Raw genomic sequence first — 14,821 nt, 5'->3', positions numbered from 1 at the left:
GTTTCATTTTGACTCGGCTTAGGAGGGAAAGTAATGAAGGTTCAAAACCCTTTTCCATATACAAACGACAATAAACGTTATCATACGTGGAATTACCATTTACGAAATGAATTTGGTGAAAAAATCTTTAAAGTTTCATTAGATGCTGGCTTCGATTGTCCGAACCGTGACGGTACAGTTGCTTATGGCGGTTGTACATTTTGCAGTGCTGCTGGATCTGGTGACTTCGCTGGCGATCGCCGCGATGATGTTATAACGCAATATCATGAAATGAAAGAAAAAATGCGCTCAAAGTGGAAAGATGGAAAATGTATCGCTTATTTTCAGGCTTACACAAATACACATGCACCACTTGAAGTATTAAAAGAAAAATTCGAACCGCTTCTAGCTGAAAAAGACGTTGTCGGTCTTTCTATCGCAACTCGTCCAGATTGTTTACCAGACGATGTCGTTGAATATTTAGCGGACTTAAATAAACGCACATATCTTTGGGTTGAACTCGGATTACAAACTGTTCATGAACGTACTGCAAATCTTATTAATCGCGCTCACGATTATCCTTCTTACGTTGAAGGCGTAAATAAATTACGTAAGCACGGCATTCGAGTTTGTTCTCATATTATTAACGGTCTTCCTCTTGAAGATTACGACATGATGATGGAAACAGCTCGTGAAGTAGCGAAGCTTGATGTACAAGGAATTAAAATTCATTTACTTCATTTATTAAAAGGAACGCCAATGGTGAAGCAATATGAAAAAGGACAACTAGAATTCCTTTCTCTTGAGGATTACGTAAGTCTCGTTGTTGACCAACTTGAAATAATTCCAGAGGACGTAATTGTGCACCGCATCACAGGTGACGGTCCACCTGATTTAATGATTGGTCCAATGTGGAGCTTAAATAAATGGGAAGTATTAAATTCCATCGATGCAGAATTTGTACGCCGCGGAAGCTGGCAAGGAAAATATGCAAATGAGGAGAAACAAAAATGAAATTAGAACGTGTATTACCGTTTGCTCGCACTCTCTTGCAAACGGCAGTAAAAGAAGGCGATTACGCTGTAGATGCAACTTTAGGAAACGGTCATGACACTTGCTTCCTAGCTGAAATCGTTGGCGATAACGGAAAAGTATTTGGATTTGATATTCAAAAAGAGGCAATTGAAAGCTCGACGACGCGTCTAAAAGAAAAAGAACTTTTCGAACGCACTGTTTTAGTTCACGATAGTCACGATACACTTCTATCCGTACTACCAGAAGATGCAAAAGGAAAAGTAACAGGCGCAATTTTCAACTTAGGTTATCTTCCAGGCGGAGACAAGCATATCGTTACAAAACCGAACTCAACAATTTCAGCGATCGGACAATTACTAGAAGTAATGGCCCCTGAAGGAATCATCGTCCTTGTTATTTACCACGGACATCCAGAAGGACAAGTAGAACGCGACGCTGTTCTCAAATTTGCCGAAGAATTAGACCAAAAACAAGCACACGTACTGCGCTACGGCTTCATTAACCAACAAAATAACCCGCCATTTATTGTGGCGATTGAGAAGCGCTAAATATATCGACGATTCGACAAAACATAACAAAAAAAGACGTGCACTTATTGCACGTCTTTTTGTTATTCTCCTATATAATGGATATATACACTGTATAGGAGGATAGAACTTTGCTAGTAGAACTAAGGGGAATTCAAAAGAAGTACGGCAAATCACTTATACTAGACAACATTGATTTATCCATTCCAGAAGGAGAAGCACTCGCCATTGTTGGCGGGAACGGGACTGGAAAAAGTACTCTACTCAAAATAATTGCAGGCTTTATTTCACATACGGCAGGGACAATTCAAAGGAAAGAACATATACAAATCGGTTATGTACCTGAACATTTTCCTGAAGGGATTCGTTTTACATTAGAAGATTATCTATATCATCTCGGTCACATTCACGGTTTATCAACAAAATATGTAAAAGATAAAATCCCGCTGCTTCTTGAAAGGTTTCATTTACTTCATGCAAGGCATTCCGTTGTACGAAACTTTTCAAAAGGTATGAAACAAAAAACAGGCATTATGCAAGCGTTACTTACGGACGTACATTTATTAATTTTAGACGAACCGCTTTCTGGGCTCGATCCTAACTCTCAGCAAGAATTAGAACATATTTTACTCTCATTAAAACAACAAGGTATATCCGTGCTATTTACATGTCACGAAAAACAACTATTAGAAAACTTCGCTGATAGAATTGTGACGTTAGCAAATCATACAATCACAGAAAATATCTCTGCACAAAAAGGAGCAGAACAAGTCTATATTGAAGCAATTGTTCACGAAACATTTTCAGCGATAGAACTACAAAAACAATCCGGTTTTATACACGTTGCACACAATTCAAATCAAAACCTTATTCAATTGCACATCGAAAAAGAATATACAAATGACATACTTCAGTTTTTATTACATAAAAAAGCATCTATCACACTGCTACAACCTAACTTTTAAATCGAAAGAAGGTTTATTATGTTTGCTCTTATTCGTTATCACTTTCTCGACTATACAAAATCGTATAAGTACGTCCCTCCTATTGCGATGTACTTCATGAGCTTACTTTTTGTATATGCATATAAACCGACTCCTATTGTACCGACATACTTAGAAACAGCTCTCGCGCTTTATTTATTATCTGCCTGGATTACGGTCACGATTTTTCATACCGAAGATCCTGTACAAGAGCAAATCACTATTTCACATACAAATAACATTTCCGCATTATACGTTGGGAAATATATTACGGCTCTTCTCATTTGTACTGTATTATCTTTTATATCCGTAATCTATCCCATTATTTTGCAAATGTTTAATGAAAAAATGACAGTTTCTTTATTTTTAGTCGGATTTCTCGCTCATATGTCTTTCTCTATACTAGGAATTTCAATCGCAACATTATTTACTAGAAATACGATTCAAAAAGCAGGCACTGCTTGGCTTAGCCTTACATTTATATTGCTTATAACGATTGCATCTATCCGGTTTAAAAAAGAGTTACTATGGTTTTTACCACCTGTCGAAAGCTTTCTCATGCTTGGACAATACAAATATAATATACTGACTCACACGCTATGGCTCACAGCTTGGGCTATCGTATATTCATTTTTATTATTTACCTTATTTCTGTTTATCGTTCGCAAAAAACGTTTTTAATTACATATGAAAGGAGACAAAACAATGATCGGAATACTAGCAGGAATGGGACCAAAATCAACTGGGCCATTCGTCGATACAGTTGTAGCAAAGTGCCAAACAATATACGGAGCAAAGCATGATATGGACTTTCCTCATATGATGATTTACTCGTGCCCAACACCGTTTTATATGGATCGCCCTATTGATCACGAAGCGATGAAAAAAGCGATTATTAAAGGCGCACAAAAACTTGAAAGTACTGGCGTAGACTTTATCGCTATGCCGTGTAATACAGCGCATCTTTATTTTGAAGAATTACAGCAATCTCTTTCTATCCCGATTTTAAATATAGTCGATGAAACGTTACAAGCAATTCCTAAAAACGTAAAAAGAGTCGCTCTTCTTGCAACAGAAGCAACTGTTCAAGCTGGGATTTACCAAGATGGGATTACAAAACGTGATATAGAGTACATTCATCATGAAACATGGCAGGAGATGATTAATCAAATCATTACTTATATTAAATCTGGAGAGGTTGAAGAAGCTCGCGAATTGTGGAATGCGCTCGTTTTACAATTGAGAGAGGTAGTTGATACGGCAATTATCGCATGTACCGATTTGAATGTGGTGGCGAGTGAGGATTTTGTTGATTCTTCTCAATGTCTTGCGAAAGCGGTTGTTAGGATGTATGTAGGAAATATAAGGAGGCCCCAGTGAATATACCTTTTGAAATGGGATACACATTTGACGAAAACCTTAGAGAAAAACCTATATCCCTTGCTGAAATGAAGCAAGGGATTGTATTTTTGAAAGAACATTTACATAAAGAATCGTTATACGGAAAAAACTGCGGATTAATCGGTGTTTATGAACGAATCGTTGGCAACCTTTCTGACAGTAAGTATTACTTACAGGAGGCCATTGAATATTACACACAAACAGACAACATCCAAGGGATTTTTATTAACAAACTTCGTCTCGCACATACATATCATTGGGAACAAAATTTCCATACGGCAAATACACTTTTTACCGAGCTTCAACATATGTTGCCGAACGTTCCTACTTATAAAGACTTCTTCTACCAACATTATGGAAAAAGCAAATTAGATGAGGGTGACTTCCACACCGCGCTTACTTATTTTCAAAAAGCGCTTCAAATCAGGCTACAAAAAGGAGATGAAGAGCTAATTCATTCAACTACACTTTGCATAGAACATTGTATGTCTCGCCAATAAAAATCCTTAAAAACTTTTAACTTTCTTCACAATTCTTTCAAAGTAATCACACTTAATCTCGCTATATTAAATAAGTAGTTATTCATATAGGGAAGGTTAGGGGAACTGAAAGTATGAAAGTAAATCGTTCGCTTCATTACATTTTTTGGCGTTGGCATTTTTATGCTGGGCTTTTTATTACACCGCTTCTTATTACGTTGTCACTGAGCGGAATTGGGTATTTATTTCGGGAAGAGGTTGAGGATTTCATCTATAAAGATTTATATTTTGGGAAGAGTGCTCAAACAGAATCTATTTCGATGGCTGATTCTATTTCCTTAACAGAGAAAAAATATCCACATTATAGTGTGGCGAAAATTAGTGAGTTTAATGGGGATTACAATACGAGACTTACGATTGCAAATGAGTATACTGGACAACAAAAGTATGTGTATTTAGATAGTAATAATCAAATTGTCGGAGATCAAAACGCAAGTGAAACGTTTGCCAATGTCATGCGAGAATTACATAGTTCTCTTTTAGTTGGTGGCACTGTTGTCAACTATACTGTAGAACTTGCGGCATGTTGGACAATCTTCTTAATTGCTACTGGGCTCTATATGAGTATACGCCAATTCAAAAACACACCGGCATCCAATAAGCGAGAAAAAGCAAAACGACGTCATTCTATTATCGGTATTATATTTACAATTCCTCTCGTTTTGTTAGTTGCATCTGGATTGCCATGGTCAGGATTTATGGGTAACCAAATTTATAAAATTGCATCGTCGAATGAATCGATCGGATATCCAAAGTTGTATATGGCACCGCCTGAATCAAAGGTAAAAGAATTGCCGTGGGCAACTAGAAAAGAAGCTCCTCCTGAATCGAATTCGAATGAGCCAAAAGCAATTTCAGTTGATACATTACAAAAAGGAATTGAAATAAAGAAGCCATACGTTATTTCACTACCAACTGATCCGAAAGGTGTATTCACCGTTTCGAAATCAAGCGGTTCTGGTATTACGGGCATGGATGTGGCACCAAATGAAGAAATAACAGCTTACTTTGATCAATATAGCGGAGAACTTATTTCCAAAACGGACTATCGTGATTATGGCTTATTTGCACAATGGTTCACTTACGGTATCCCGCTTCACGAAGGTCATTTATTCGGATGGCCCAATAAAATATTATGCTTACTAACGACATTATCTTTATTACTTCTCATTTATTACGGAGTAAAAATGTGGTTAGCAAGAAAACCGAAAGGAAAATTAGCAGCACCGCCAAAGCAAAGAGATAAGAAAAGCATAATCGTTTTCTTTATCATGATGGTTATACTAGGCGCTGTCATGCCTTTATTTGGACTATCTGTGTTAGTTATTTTTGCGATTGAACTTCTTATATATGTATTTTCAAAAATACGCTCATAATGAAAAAGCATTTGTACTACCGTGTACAAATGCTTTTTATTTACTATTTTCTTTTTTTCTACCACTTATTAAAAAGATAATATCTACTATAATAATCAATGCAATAATAACTTGGGCTACATAATCCATCATAGTAGGACCACTTGGCCTATTCATCATCATATACATTCCAGTTACAAATGAAACGGAAAGTAGCACGAGTAATGTTATTTCAATATGGTCATATAGCTTTTGAAACAATTGCTTCATTTCGCCACCACTTTTACCATATTATAACAAAAAACCACTCTACATGAGTGGTTTTCTTCATCACTGCGCTGTTTTCTTTCGGTACATCTTCCCGTTCCAATAGAAGAATCGTGAAGTGAGCCCCCCGTATTTTACAATGCGCCGTGCCATTTTGTGCATATTCTTTTGTGCTGATACTTTTTGATCTGATAAATAAATACCAAGTAATCCTCGGCTTATAAGGCGATGAAACTTCGCATGAGGCAAGTCACCAATGCTCTTCTCTGCTTCTTCTACAAAATGTTTCATACGATCTAATATCACTTGCTCGTTTTCGTAATAACTACAGAAATTTAAATCTCCACCTATACGGTCTTCTTCTTGATCAATGAAATAATCAAGTAAAATATGAAGTCCTTGTACGTAAGGGAAGTACCCTTGTCTAATTTTCGCAATATCTTCATCATGTAATTCATCATGGAAGGCATATGCGACAAGACAGAAGATTCCAAGTGTAGAACCAGCACATGCTGAAAATTCAAACCAACTCATCTCCGGTAAGTTTTCTTTATGCGCTTCAAACCATGTTTGTAATCGTGGTTCTCTTTCTTCTAATTTTACATGTTTATGAATTTGCAAATCACAATAATAACAAGCAAGTTCATGAAGAATAGGAGCAATTTTGTCATAGTGCTTCGTTTTCTTTAAAACATCTTGGCATGTTTCAACAAGTTCGTCTAAATAACCACCATCATCTTGATCATCACGATAGCGATAATAATTACCGCCACCTTCTACTTCAGGTGATAATGCCATTAACATAGATTCATGCAACGCGGCAAAATCATTTGGATCAAGTGATGTACTGCGATCACATAAATTATCTAAATAGTCGCTGATCGTTTGATACGCTACGATAAAACGAATACATTCCTCTCGGTGTTCATTTGCTAATAGCGCTAAAATACCACCGCCTTCGCAATGAAACGTTTTATGCTCAATACTTGCGATTGCCTGACTATGAAGCTCATCATTCGGAATATGGTAGGCACGCTCTTTCCACATCGCTAGCTCATGGTGTACAACCGGAAACACATCACGGTATACTTTCGCCATGAGCGTTATGGGATTACTCGGTACGTTCACTTCTTCCTTCATCTCCTCTATTCAATGTACAAATAATTTACTTATTTGTTTCTATTATGTTATTGATGCGTATTTCAGTAAATGCCTGAATATAATTCAAAATTTCATCACGCTCATACTCATTTAATAACTCATGATAACAATTCGGCCATTCTTTAAAAGCCTTATCACTTATTTTAACATTATCAAACCAAGTGCGGACACGTGTTTTATCTACAAGTTTATCCTCACATGCTTGCATTAGCAAGAGCGGAACATCTGGAAAATCATCTATTTTCTTATGGGCAATTTCGATAGACTTAATCAATTCACTATACCAACGTACTGATACTTTGCGCAAGAACAATGAATCATTCTCCATCGCATCTCTCACTTCATGATTACGAGTTGACATTTCCACTGTAAGATTCGTTGCAAATTGCAATTTTGGTGCGATAATATTTAATATTTTTGAGGCAGCTTGCAGCGGTGCAGAAGGTCCAGCTAATACGCCTAAACATGGCGAACTTAAAATAATACCGTCTACATCTTCTCTCTTCGTTTCTTGCATCATACGAATGACGATAAGACCACCCATACTATGACCAAATAAAAAGATAGGCAACCTATACTTTCTTGCCTCTTTCACCCATAATTTAACTTCCTCTATGTATTCATCAAATGAATCAATATGTCCTCTATTTCTTGAAGTCGTTCCATGTGACGGAAGGTCTCCCATCACAACGTGGTAGCCGTTATGATTCCACATTTCCGCAACGGCTTCATAACGTCCGTGATATTCCATCGCTCCATGCACAATAACGATTACAGCCTTTGCTTCCTCCGCTTCGTAATTCCACATACGAACCTCCTCCATTTCACTCTTTTTCATAATTTGATACACTGAAACTAGTCTCTAGGAAAGGAAGGCTTTACATGATATATCCTTATAAAGAAAAAAATCCGAAAATTGCGAGTAGTGCTTTTATCGCTGACTACGTTACCATTACAGGTGATGTTTCCGTTGGCGAAGAATCAAGTATTTGGTTTAATACAGTCATACGCGGCGATGTTTCACCAACAATCATCGGAGACCGGGTAAATGTACAAGATCAATGTACACTCCACCAAAGCCCACAGTATCCTCTTATTTTAGAAGATGACGTTACAGTTGGGCATCAAGTTATTTTACATAGCTGTCATATTAAAAAAGATGCTTTAATTGGAATGGGATCTATTATATTAGATGGTGCTGAAATTGGCGAAGGAGCCTTTATCGGTGCTGGCAGCCTCGTTTCACAAGGAAAGAAAATCCCGCCGAACACGTTAGCTTTCGGTCGTCCAGCGAAAGTCGTTCGTGAATTAACAGAGGAAGACCGTAAAGACATGGAGCGAATTCGCACGCAATACGTTGAAAAAGGTCAATATTATAAATCACTACAAAAATGATTTTACTGCTGCCATAACACTGGCAGCTTTTTTATATAAAATCTAACTTTTTCTTTACAAAACATTATTACTCCCTCAACAAAATCTTATTAAAATAAAAGCTAATATCTCCATATATATGTAAACGAGGGAGGAGAATTTTCATGAAGGTCAGTGGACTGTATAAAATAGAATGTTACATTTTCAAAGGAATTAACCGATACTTTGATCAAAAAACGTTAAACGTCTTTTTCAGCAATATTACTCATATCGGTGGCGCGACTTTCTCCATCGCACTCACACTGTTCTTTTTAATTTTCGCAGATGGAACTTTGCACCAAGCTGCAATTGCAACTGCTATTTCGTTAGCAATTAGCCATGTCCCTGTGCAAATATTAAAAAGATGGTATCCACGAAAACGTCCTTATTTAACAATTCAGGATGCAAAATATCCAGTCCATCCATTACAAGACCACTCTTTCCCGTCTGGTCACACAACAGCTGTTTTCTCTGTCTTTATTCCATTTATTTGCTATAATCCAAGCTTACTTATTTTCCTATTACCGTTAGCATTATGCGTTGGTATTTCGCGCATTTATTTAGGGCTTCACTATCCGTCTGATGTATTCGTCGGTATGTGCCTCGGCACTTGCTCTGGCATCATCTCTTTTTATCAATTCATCCCACTTTTCACATAAAGGAGTGATATGATGAGAGTCGCCATTTTTACCGATACTTTTACCCCACAAGTGAACGGGGTTGCGAAAACGTTAGAGCGGTTAACACGATATTTTCAGAAAGAAAAAATCGCCTATTCTGTTTTCGCTCCTCAGCATACAGCTGAAGATAATTTCGTAGCGAATGTGAACAAGATGAGAAGTATCCCGTTAACAATATTATATCCAGAATGTCGCTTTTCTTTTCCTACTCCGCGCATTAAACGAGAACTTCTTTCCTTTAAACCTGACATGATTCACATTGCTACACCTTTCAACATGGGACTTTGTGGATTGTATTATGCAAAAAAGTTAAACATACCAGTTGTCGGTTCTTATCATACTGATTTCGATGCTTATTTACGTTATTACAAAATCGAATTTCTCTCCAATATGCTTTGGAACTATTTAAAATGGTTTCATAGTCATATGCAAAAAAATTTCGTTCCATCCCCTGAAACATTACATCAATTAAAACATAAAGGCTTTCAGGCCCTCTCCATATGGGGACGTGGTGTAGATTGCAATCTCTTTCATCCAGCTTACAATACAGACCTATTCCGAAAAAAATATAATATTACAGCGAAGTACGTCCTTTCCTATATTGGACGGATTGCTCCTGAGAAAGATATTGATACGTTGCAAAATCTTATCGTTAAATCAACGCATACTCGAAACGATATTCATTGGCTCATTGCAGGAGACGGTCCTCTAGCAACAAATTTGCGTGAAGCTGTTCCGAAAACAAATGTCACGTTTACTGGCTATTTACAAGGGGCCGATTTAGCTGAAGCATATGCTTGTTCTAACTTGATGGTATTTCCATCAACTACTGAAACATTTGGAAATGTCGTACTTGAATCGCTTGCATGCGGCACACCTGTCATCGGTGCAAATAGTGGCGGGGTTAAAAATATTATTACAGATGGAAAAACGGGGGTTCTTTGTCCGCCCAAAAATGAGGACGCATTTCTATCATCCATTTATTCTTTATTACAAAATGAAGAAAAACTGGAGCAGATGGGAATAGCAGCTTCATCTTATGCGAAATCAAAAAGCTGGGATGAGATCTTTCGTGACTTGCTTAACCAATATGAAGAAGTCCTTCAACATAACGCATCAGAGTTACTTGCTTAAATAGAAAAACTCCCTTCAAAAAACGAAGGGAGTTTATTACACAGTTGTAAACTTTACTTAAATAAAGTGAAACTTTAATCAGTGGGGGTTTTCTTCATCCCCCACTGATTATTAGTTGAACCAATCGGACTTTTATGGGCAGCCCGCCCCCCACCTAACTTCTTTGCTTTTCCTGAATTTTGAGGTGGGGGTCTTACTGCCCATTAAAGTCGGATAAATAATACACAAGGTGAAATATCACATTATCCCTATATTCATTATAACAAAAATAAACATAACTAAATAGACTTGTAATAAAAACCCATAAAAATTAAAATATGGTTATACGGTATTTTAACTGTATAGTGATTTTAAGAAATTCCCCTTAAAATCAACTTACTCACATACCTTTATACAGTAATTGTTCCCCAATTTCTGTATACCAAAAAACCTTTCATTCATTTGAAAGGTCTTTTTGAGCCTGCACATATTCTTCTTTCGTATTCACATTTATAAACCAATCCGCATTTGCTTGTACATCTTCACCAGCAATATATTTCACATTACATTGTGATAAAAGCTGACCCATACTTCTTTTTTCTTCCTGAAGCAAAGCATAAATCTTTTCTTTCACGCGGTTATGATACGCCGCAAGTAACGGTTGTTTCCTTCCATTAATAATAGGTACAACCGCATCGTATTCCTTGCTCGTTTGCTCGAGCAAAATGGTAAACCATTCTTGCGAAACATTTGGCGCATCACATGGCATAATAGCGTACCAATCTGCTTCTATATATTCCATTCCTGATACAATTCCAGCAAGTGGTCCGTCCCCTTTATAATGCGGAATATCTTCGATAACAGGAACTTGTACGAATTGCTCTACTCGCTCTTTTATATGAGAATGACTAATGACTACAACTTCTTGGAGCGCACTTGTCATCACTTTCAAAATATGCTCAATAAACGTACTCCCTTGCCAGCTTGCTAATGCTTTCGGCTCACCGAATCTACTCGACATACCGCCCGCTAATACAATTCCAGCCCACTTACTCATTGGCGATGCAACTCAAATGTAATATGACCTAATTCTGGTAAAATTAATTTATTCATCGCAAGACGAACTGCGCCGCTAGATCCTGGCATCGAGAAGACTACTTTGCGCCCAATTGTACCACCAATCGCTCTACTTAACATTGCGCTGCTTCCGATATCTTCTAAATAACTAATCATGCGGAACAACTCACCAAATCCAACAATTTCTTTATGTAATAACGCTGATACTGCTTCAATCGTCACATCGCGTTTCGTAATGCCAGTACCGCCATTTGTTAATACAACATCTACATCTTCTCTATGATAACCATCTAAAACTGCTTGCTGAATACTTTCTTTATCATCTTTTACAATTTCATAAGAAGTCACTGTATGCCCTGCTTCTTTTAACAATTCATGTAATAGTTGTCCGCTCTTATCTGTCTCTTCTGTACGTGTATCGGAAATCGTTATGATCTTACAACGCACTTCTTTTGGTGCTTGTTTTTTATGTTCGGTTACGCTCATTTTTTTATCTTTCCTTTCATTTCATTGTAAAATTATGTATGAATCAAAGAATTCAACATGATACAATATAAGTATATTTATCCATATAAAGGAGCTTTTCATGATTCAAAATATAAAACGATACGTACCCATTATACCATTCTTAATTATATTATCCCTTTTTCAATGCATCGCTTACGGGTTCGATATTAACTTTTTAAAATTGTATGCTATTATGCCTGATGGTGGTATTACTCACTCTACAGGAATAGTTTCCACATATGTATCAGATAGATGACACTATATACTTCTTAAAAAGGAGATTCATTATGGAACTATACAAAAAATTAACAACAACATTCATCCTCTTATTCGTCGCTTCCATCACTGTCGGCTTTTCCTTAAAAGGAGCAATCCCATACGCGACATTGGTGAGCATTATATTTGCAACACTATTTTTACTAAGCAGTGCTTTTTGCGCGGGCAAAGCACGTCAAATGAAAGGCTGATTATATATAATCCTTTGTAAATCATGCGGGAAAGAAATAAAAACGTATGAAAAAGCGTGGATTCATATGCCATTTCCGCCAAGTGGTATGACTAATATAAGAAAATATATTGAACTAGAAGGACACATTTATTGTAGCTCGTGTATTGAAATAATGAACAAAAACTAGTAAATACAAAAGGTGGGCTTATATTGTTTGAATCAAACCGTATCCAGTTACGAAAGTTTTCCGAAGATGATATTCTAACGTATTATAAATGGCATAATGATATAGACGTTATGAGTTCAACTACACTTAACCTTGATAAATATTCCTTTCAAGATACAGAAAAACTTTGCCAGCAATTTATTCATTCTCCAAACGCTAAGAGCTATATCATTGAAGAAAAAGCTACGAACCTTCCAATTGGCATTACTTCTTTAATTCATATTGATTCGTATAATCGAAACGCTGAATGCATTATTGATATTGGTAAAAAGGATTACTGGGGGCAAGGTTATGGGAAGGAAGCTTTCACCTTATTATTGAATTATGCATTTTTAGAATTAAATTTACATCGCCTTTCTTTACGAGTATTTTCTTTTAACGATAGAGCAATTAAATTATATAAATCACTCGGTTTTCAACATGAAGGAACTTGTAAAGAAGCTATATTCCGCAACGGCACTTGGCATGACATTGAACTCTTCGCTTTATTCCAACGTAATTATAAATAAAAAAAGCTTTGCACTCACCGCGCAAAGCTTTTTTTCATATATTATAGACCAGCTTGCTCTTTTAAAGCTGCAGCTTTGTCTGTACGTTCCCATGATAAATCTACATCAGTACGTCCGAAGTGGCCGTAAGCTGCTGTTTGTTTGTAAATTGGGCGACGTAAGTCTAGCATTTTAATAATACCAGCTGGGCGAAGATCGAAGTTGTTACGAACTAGTTCTACTAATACGTCTTCAGATACTTTACCAGTGCCGAATGTATCAACTGAAATTGATACTGGTTGTGCTACACCGATTGCGTATGCAAGTTGTACTTCTGCTTTTTCAGCAAGACCAGCTGCTACGATGTTTTTCGCAACATAACGAGCTGCATATGCTGCAGAACGGTCAACTTTTGTTGCATCTTTACCAGAGAATGCACCGCCACCGTGGCGAGCGTATCCACCGTAAGTATCAACGATGATTTTACGTCCTGTTAAACCAGCATCACCTTGTGGTCCACCAATTACGAAGCGGCCAGTTGGGTTAATGAAGAATTTTGTTTCTCCATCGATTAATTCTGCTGGTACTACAGCTTTAATTACGTGCTCTTTTAAGTCGCGATCGATTTCTTCCCATGTAACATCTGGGTGATGTTGTGTAGAAATTACGATAGTATCAACACGTACTGGTTTACCATTTTCATCATACTCAACTGTAACTTGCGTTTTTCCATCCGGACGTAGGTATGATAATGTATCATCTTTACGTACTTCAGTTAAACGGCGAGCTAATTTGTGAGCAAGCGAGATTGGAAGTGGCATTAACTCTTGTGTTTCATTACATGCGAAACCAAACATTAAACCTTGGTCTCCTGCACCAATTGCCTCAATCTCAGCGTCAGTCATTTGACCTTCGCGTGCTTCTAGCGCTTGGTCAACACCCATAGCGATGTCAGCAGATTGCTCATCGATAGATGTTAAAACTGCACAAGTTTCTGCATCGAATCCGTATTTTGCGCGTGTGTAACCAATGCCTTGAATTGTTTCACGAACGATTTTTGGAATATCTACGTAAGTAGAAGTCGTAATTTCCCCCGCTACCAATACTAAACCAGTTGTTACAGTTGTTTCACAAGCTACACGTGCATTTGCGTCTTTTGATAAGATCGCATCTAAAATTGAATCAGAAATTTGGTCACAAATTTTATCTGGATGTCCTTCAGTTACAGACTCAGATGTGAACAGATGACGTTTTTTTGTCATGTGGTAAACCTCCCTACAGTAATTGTATATATTGTACGGAACTCATCCTTAATTTGCCACAGATTGCGACATACATTTATTCTCCCACACAAGCATACAGAAAAACCTTTCCTACATAATAGAGAGGAAAGGTTTAATTTGCTACTTGCATACTGCTTTTTGCCCTTCGCTCTTATCGTTCGAGACCTGTAGCCTCGCACAGGTTTTAGCACCTATTCACTTGTGTTTACCAATACAAGTGAGGTTGCTGGGCTTCATCGGGCCTGTCCCTCCGCCAGCTCGGGATAAGAGAGTATCCGTCCCAACCTATACTAAAGAAATGATATTCATTTGTCAATTAATATTCACATTTTCCTGAAA

At 37.2% G+C, this 14,821-nt stretch carries 19 protein-coding genes and 1 riboswitch; of the genes, 13 read left to right on the top strand and 6 right to left on the bottom strand.

What is annotated here, in order from left to right; translation table 11 throughout:
• Positions 1-33: 33 nt before the first annotated feature.
• From LMD38_RS03160 to LMD38_RS03130, 7 genes are all read left to right on the top strand, one after another.
• Positions 34-993, top strand: coding sequence for a tRNA modification radical SAM protein MnmL/YtqA (locus LMD38_RS03160; protein ID WP_000868033.1), 960 nt, complete (start codon positions 34-36; stop codon positions 991-993).
• Positions 990-1,562: a tRNA 5-(aminomethyl)-2-thiouridylate-methyltransferase MnmM gene (locus LMD38_RS03155; protein ID WP_016718717.1), complete on the top strand. Its 573-nt coding sequence runs from the start codon at positions 990-992 to the stop codon at positions 1,560-1,562. Before LMD38_RS03160 ends, LMD38_RS03155 begins: the two co-directional genes overlap by 4 nt.
• Positions 1,563-1,672: 110 nt before the next feature.
• On the top strand, positions 1,673-2,506 hold the full coding sequence (locus LMD38_RS03150; RefSeq protein WP_016718718.1) for an ABC transporter ATP-binding protein: 834 nt from the start codon (positions 1,673-1,675) through the stop codon (positions 2,504-2,506).
• Between the two features lie 18 nt (positions 2,507-2,524).
• Positions 2,525-3,205, top strand: a complete 681-nt coding sequence (locus LMD38_RS03145) for a hypothetical protein (RefSeq protein ID WP_000457756.1) — start codon at positions 2,525-2,527, stop codon at positions 3,203-3,205.
• A 24-nt stretch (positions 3,206-3,229) separates the two neighbouring features.
• Positions 3,230-3,904, top strand: coding sequence for an aspartate/glutamate racemase family protein (locus tag LMD38_RS03140; RefSeq protein WP_062822628.1), 675 nt, complete (start codon positions 3,230-3,232; stop codon positions 3,902-3,904).
• Positions 3,901-4,425, top strand: coding sequence for a hypothetical protein (locus tag LMD38_RS03135; RefSeq protein ID WP_016718720.1), 525 nt, complete (start codon positions 3,901-3,903; stop codon positions 4,423-4,425). The genes LMD38_RS03140 and LMD38_RS03135 overlap by 4 nt, the downstream gene beginning before the upstream one ends.
• A 113-nt stretch (positions 4,426-4,538) precedes the next feature.
• Positions 4,539-5,840 (top strand): PepSY-associated TM helix domain-containing protein, encoded by a 1,302-nt coding sequence (locus tag LMD38_RS03130; protein WP_062822627.1) that lies wholly within the window; start codon positions 4,539-4,541, stop codon positions 5,838-5,840.
• 36 nt (positions 5,841-5,876) lie between these two features.
• Here the strand turns inward: LMD38_RS03130 and LMD38_RS03125 are convergent, their stop codons facing one another.
• Genes LMD38_RS03125 through LMD38_RS03115 form a run of 3 tightly spaced genes read right to left on the bottom strand, consistent with a single transcriptional unit; the run spans position 5,877 to position 8,055 of the window.
• Complete coding sequence (locus LMD38_RS03125; RefSeq protein ID WP_062822626.1) at positions 5,877-6,089, bottom strand: hypothetical protein; 213 nt, start codon at positions 6,087-6,089, stop codon at positions 5,877-5,879.
• Between the two features lie 60 nt (positions 6,090-6,149).
• Positions 6,150-7,214: a tetraprenyl-beta-curcumene synthase family protein gene (locus tag LMD38_RS03120; RefSeq protein ID WP_001102457.1), complete on the bottom strand. Its 1,065-nt coding sequence runs from the start codon at positions 7,212-7,214 to the stop codon at positions 6,150-6,152.
• Positions 7,215-7,251: 37 nt separating this feature from the next.
• Positions 7,252-8,055 carry an alpha/beta hydrolase gene (locus LMD38_RS03115; RefSeq protein ID WP_016718723.1) on the bottom strand — a complete coding sequence of 268 codons (804 nt, stop codon included), beginning with the start codon at positions 8,053-8,055 and terminating at the stop codon, positions 7,252-7,254.
• A 74-nt stretch (positions 8,056-8,129) separates the two neighbouring features.
• Here LMD38_RS03115 and LMD38_RS03110 point away from each other — a divergent pair, with 74 nt between their 5' ends.
• The 3 genes from LMD38_RS03110 to LMD38_RS03100 all read left to right on the top strand — a co-directional run bounded on the left by LMD38_RS03110 (position 8,130) and on the right by LMD38_RS03100 (position 10,474).
• The gene (locus LMD38_RS03110) at positions 8,130-8,642 is read left to right on the top strand and encodes a gamma carbonic anhydrase (protein ID WP_000640209.1); all 513 of its coding nucleotides are present in this window, start codon (positions 8,130-8,132) and stop codon (positions 8,640-8,642) included.
• Positions 8,643-8,785: 143 nt separating this feature from the next.
• Positions 8,786-9,319 (top strand): phosphatase PAP2 family protein, encoded by a 534-nt coding sequence (locus LMD38_RS03105; RefSeq protein WP_016718724.1) that lies wholly within the window; start codon positions 8,786-8,788, stop codon positions 9,317-9,319.
• 12 nt (positions 9,320-9,331) lie between these two features.
• Positions 9,332-10,474 carry a glycosyltransferase family 4 protein gene (locus LMD38_RS03100; RefSeq protein ID WP_062822623.1) on the top strand — a complete coding sequence of 381 codons (1,143 nt, stop codon included), beginning with the start codon at positions 9,332-9,334 and terminating at the stop codon, positions 10,472-10,474.
• A 433-nt stretch (positions 10,475-10,907) separates the two neighbouring features.
• Here the strand turns inward: LMD38_RS03100 and LMD38_RS03095 are convergent, their stop codons facing one another.
• Positions 10,908-11,510 carry a molybdenum cofactor guanylyltransferase gene (locus tag LMD38_RS03095; protein ID WP_061183701.1) on the bottom strand — a complete coding sequence of 201 codons (603 nt, stop codon included), beginning with the start codon at positions 11,508-11,510 and terminating at the stop codon, positions 10,908-10,910.
• Complete coding sequence (locus tag LMD38_RS03090; protein ID WP_016718727.1) at positions 11,507-12,016, bottom strand: MogA/MoaB family molybdenum cofactor biosynthesis protein; 510 nt, start codon at positions 12,014-12,016, stop codon at positions 11,507-11,509. Before LMD38_RS03090 ends, LMD38_RS03095 begins: the two co-directional genes overlap by 4 nt.
• A gap of 100 nt (positions 12,017-12,116) precedes the next feature.
• On the opposite strand from LMD38_RS03090, the gene LMD38_RS03085 reads away from it, so the two are divergent.
• The 3 genes from LMD38_RS03085 (at position 12,117) to LMD38_RS03075 (ending at position 13,220) form a co-directional block, all read left to right on the top strand.
• A complete protein-coding gene (locus LMD38_RS03085) occupies positions 12,117-12,293 on the top strand; it encodes a hypothetical protein (RefSeq protein ID WP_011040774.1) in 177 nt (58 codons plus the stop codon).
• Between the two features lie 31 nt (positions 12,294-12,324).
• The gene (locus tag LMD38_RS03080; protein ID WP_000424805.1) at positions 12,325-12,504 is read left to right on the top strand and encodes a hypothetical protein; all 180 of its coding nucleotides are present in this window, start codon (positions 12,325-12,327) and stop codon (positions 12,502-12,504) included.
• A gap of 191 nt (positions 12,505-12,695) precedes the next feature.
• Entirely contained in the window at positions 12,696-13,220 is a 525-nt protein-coding gene (locus tag LMD38_RS03075; protein ID WP_000464115.1) for a GNAT family N-acetyltransferase, read from the top strand.
• 41 nt (positions 13,221-13,261) lie between these two features.
• On the opposite strand, the gene metK is transcribed toward LMD38_RS03075, so the two are convergent.
• Positions 13,262-14,461, bottom strand: a complete 1,200-nt coding sequence (metK, locus tag LMD38_RS03070) for a methionine adenosyltransferase (protein WP_000163115.1) — start codon at positions 14,459-14,461, stop codon at positions 13,262-13,264.
• Between the two features lie 169 nt (positions 14,462-14,630).
• Positions 14,631-14,752, bottom strand: a riboswitch (SAM riboswitch).
• Positions 14,753-14,821: the final 69 nt, after the last annotated feature.

The organism is Bacillus pacificus (genome assembly GCF_020861345.1).
In the GTDB taxonomy this organism is placed as follows: domain Bacteria; phylum Bacillota; class Bacilli; order Bacillales; family Bacillaceae_G; genus Bacillus_A; species Bacillus_A pacificus.
The sequence above is the reverse complement of the archived record's forward strand: the minus strand, read 5'-3'. Positions and strand labels throughout refer to the sequence as shown.

Coding starts and splice junctions, on each gene's coding strand:
- LMD38_RS03160 (WP_000868033.1), top strand. CDS start 34: ATGAAGGTTCAAAACCCTTTTCCATATACAAACGACAATAAACGTTAT.
- LMD38_RS03155 (WP_016718717.1), top strand. CDS start 990: ATGAAATTAGAACGTGTATTACCGTTTGCTCGCACTCTCTTGCAAACG.
- LMD38_RS03145 (WP_000457756.1), top strand. CDS start 2,525: ATGTTTGCTCTTATTCGTTATCACTTTCTCGACTATACAAAATCGTAT.
- LMD38_RS03140 (WP_062822628.1), top strand. CDS start 3,230: ATGATCGGAATACTAGCAGGAATGGGACCAAAATCAACTGGGCCATTC.
- LMD38_RS03130 (WP_062822627.1), top strand. CDS start 4,539: ATGAAAGTAAATCGTTCGCTTCATTACATTTTTTGGCGTTGGCATTTT.
- LMD38_RS03125 (WP_062822626.1), bottom strand. CDS start 6,089: ATGAAGCAATTGTTTCAAAAGCTATATGACCATATTGAAATAACATTA.
- LMD38_RS03115 (WP_016718723.1), bottom strand. CDS start 8,055: ATGTGGAATTACGAAGCGGAGGAAGCAAAGGCTGTAATCGTTATTGTG.
- LMD38_RS03110 (WP_000640209.1), top strand. CDS start 8,130: ATGATATATCCTTATAAAGAAAAAAATCCGAAAATTGCGAGTAGTGCT.
- LMD38_RS03105 (WP_016718724.1), top strand. CDS start 8,786: ATGAAGGTCAGTGGACTGTATAAAATAGAATGTTACATTTTCAAAGGA.
- LMD38_RS03100 (WP_062822623.1), top strand. CDS start 9,332: ATGAGAGTCGCCATTTTTACCGATACTTTTACCCCACAAGTGAACGGG.
- LMD38_RS03095 (WP_061183701.1), bottom strand. CDS start 11,510: ATGAGTAAGTGGGCTGGAATTGTATTAGCGGGCGGTATGTCGAGTAGA.
- LMD38_RS03090 (WP_016718727.1), bottom strand. CDS start 12,016: ATGAGCGTAACCGAACATAAAAAACAAGCACCAAAAGAAGTGCGTTGT.
- LMD38_RS03085 (WP_011040774.1), top strand. CDS start 12,117: ATGATTCAAAATATAAAACGATACGTACCCATTATACCATTCTTAATT.
- LMD38_RS03080 (WP_000424805.1), top strand. CDS start 12,325: ATGGAACTATACAAAAAATTAACAACAACATTCATCCTCTTATTCGTC.
- metK (WP_000163115.1), bottom strand. CDS start 14,461: ATGACAAAAAAACGTCATCTGTTCACATCTGAGTCTGTAACTGAAGGA.